This window comes from Acrocarpospora phusangensis (assembly GCF_016862995.1).
Classification (GTDB): Bacteria; Actinomycetota; Actinomycetes; order Streptosporangiales; family Streptosporangiaceae; genus Acrocarpospora; species Acrocarpospora phusangensis.
The window spans coordinates 1-1,728 of sequence record NZ_BOOA01000193.1 but is presented as its reverse complement, the minus strand read 5'-3'; the positions used below and the strand labels follow the sequence as shown (position 1 = coordinate 1,728).

Here is a 1,728-nt window from a genome sequence, read left to right as displayed (position 1 = left end):
CGAGGTCATAGCTGCTCCTGTTCTGCACGGGGATTTACGGGGATGTACGGGGACGGCGCCCGCGACGGACGGTCCGGAGGGACCTCACCGTCCCCGTGATTGGCACTCTCCAGGCGCGAGTGCCAGGAATCTCTTGCAGTCTACGCACAACTTGCGCGTCACGCACATACTGCGGTGTACGCAAAGTCGGATAGGATCGGCCCATGGACGACGACGCGATGGACCTCAGGGCACGCAACAAGCAGGCCACCCGGGACGCGATCGGCCAGGCCGCGCTCCGGCTGGCCATCGAGAACGGGCCGCACGGGCTGGCTCTCGTCCGCGTCCACGACATCGCCACGGCCGCGGGCGTCTCCCCGCGCACCTACAACAACTACTTCTCCAGCCGGGAGGAGGCGATCTGCTCCTTCCAGACCGACCAGTCCCGACGCGCGGGGCAGGCGCTGCGCTCCCGGCCGGCCGACGAACCCCTCGGCCGGGCCGTCATCGCCGCCATGATCGAGCTCTACACGAACCCGGAGCCCGACAAGGCCGGCCTGCGCATGATCATGATGACGCCCGAACTGGAGGGTGAGGCCCTCAAGTCGTTCACGATGGCGGAGGGGCCGCTCGCCGAGGCGATCGCGGCCCGCACCGGCACCGACCCCGGGCGCGACCTGTATCCCGCCGTCACGGCCGCCGCCGTCACCGGCGCCGTCCGCGTGGCGGGACGCCACTGGCTCGCACCCGGCAACACCGAGTCCTTCGCCGCCGTACTGGGCCGCAGCCTGTCCTGCGTTTTCACCTGAAAGTCGCTATCCATCGGTAAGCTGGGCGCGTGCCCGAGTCCGATTTCTGCCCTCGTTACCAGGAGGCCGTCGAGATGGTCGGCCGCCGGTGGGCCGGGGTGATCCTGCGTGAGTTGCTCCGGGGAACCACGCGGTTCCGGCAGATCGGCGACGCCATTCCCGGCATCACCGACAAGCTGCTCTCGGAACGGCTCAAGCGCTTCGAGAGCGAGGGCATCGTCGAACGTTCCGTCATCCCGACGACCCCGGTGACCATCGAGTACCGGCTCACGGAGAAGGGCCGCGCGCTGGAGGCGGCCGTCCGGGAGCTCTCCGCCTGGGCCGAGACCTGGCTCCCCGCCCGCTGATCCGGCGCGCCGCTCAGTCCGCCGCCGCCAGTTCCCGTTCGACCCGCTCGGTACGGCTCACGCCGCGCGGACGCAGTCCGTACCAGACGAGGACGACGCTGAGGAGTGTCACGGCGACGTTCACGGTCAGGGCGAGGCGGATGCCGGTCAGTTCCCCGCTCTGGGCCGCGGCGAGCGAGCTGAGGATCGGGATGCCGACGGTGACGGCCACCTGCTGGGTCATCGAGGTCAGTCCCGTGGCCAGGCCCTGCTCTTCGTCGGGCAGACCGGACGTTCCGGTCACCGTGTACGCAACAATGCTGGTCACGTGGCCGAAGAAGCCGATGAACAGCGCCGGGATCAGGATCGCGAGGGCCGTCCGGTCGGTGCCGAGGAACACCAGTGGGAGGGTGGCCAGGCCCTGGACGGTGAGGCCCGCGGCCAGGACGTTGCGGCTGCCGAAGCGGCCGATGAAGCGCCCGGCGATCACCCCGGCGGCCACGGCGGCCAGGCCGGGAACGCCGAAGACCAGGCCGGTGACCAGCGGGGAGAAGCCCAGGACGCGCTGCAGGTAGAGCGTCATCAGGAAGATCATCGCGGTCTCCATGGCGAAG

The 1,728-nt window shown here is 69.8% G+C and carries 3 protein-coding genes; 2 read left to right on the top strand and 1 reads right to left on the bottom strand.

Annotated elements, in window-relative coordinates; translation table 11 throughout:
• Window positions 1-203: 203 nt before the first annotated feature.
• Both Aph01nite_RS40855 and Aph01nite_RS40850 read left to right on the top strand, forming a co-directional pair.
• Entirely contained in the window at window positions 204-788 is a 585-nt protein-coding gene (locus Aph01nite_RS40855; protein ID WP_204046469.1) for a TetR/AcrR family transcriptional regulator, read from the top strand.
• Window positions 789-817: 29 nt separating this feature from the next.
• Window positions 818-1,135 (top strand): winged helix-turn-helix transcriptional regulator, encoded by a 318-nt coding sequence (locus tag Aph01nite_RS40850; protein WP_204046468.1) that lies wholly within the window; start codon window positions 818-820, stop codon window positions 1,133-1,135.
• Between the two features lie 13 nt (window positions 1,136-1,148).
• Here Aph01nite_RS40850 and Aph01nite_RS40845 read toward each other — a convergent pair.
• The coding region (locus Aph01nite_RS40845) for an MFS transporter (protein ID WP_204046467.1) at window positions 1,149-1,728 on the bottom strand (580 nt) is incomplete at its 5' end.

Excerpts from the sequence above, each read along its gene's own strand:
- Aph01nite_RS40855 (WP_204046469.1), top strand. The coding sequence starts at position 204 with ATGGACGACGACGCGATGGACCTCAGGGCACGCAACAAGCAGGCCACC.